We start from the raw sequence: 276 nt of genomic DNA on the forward strand, positions 1-276 counted from the left end.
AACTGAGCTAATGGCTCGTAAATGGCTGGGCTAGCTGGATTCGAACCAGCGCATGACGGAGTCAAAGTCCGTTGCCTTACCGCTTGGCTATAGCCCATCGAAATGTTTATCTTCTTTTCAAAGACAAAAGTTATTGTAACATAATGTCCAATAAAAAACAACTGCCAAATAGCAGAAGTTAAAATGGCGGTCCCGACCGGGGTCGAACCGGCGATCTCCTGCGTGACAGGCAGGCATGTTAACCACTACACCACGGGACCATTTGGTTGCGGGGAC

Annotated in this window: 2 tRNA genes; both read right to left on the reverse strand. The window is 48.6% G+C overall.

The window, feature by feature from the left end:
• Nucleotides 1-22 precede the first annotated feature (22 nt).
• Nucleotides 23-97 (reverse strand) — tRNA-Gln (locus tag FOT98_RS31825).
• Nucleotides 98-184: 87 nt separating this feature from the next.
• Nucleotides 185-260, reverse strand: a tRNA-Asp gene (locus FOT98_RS31830).
• Between the last annotated feature and the right edge of the window lie 16 nt (nucleotides 261-276).

The sequence above is a fragment of the Bacillus sp. HY001 genome (genome assembly GCF_007558965.1).
Lineage (GTDB): Bacteria > Bacillota > Bacilli > Bacillales > Bacillaceae_G > Bacillus_A > Bacillus_A mobilis.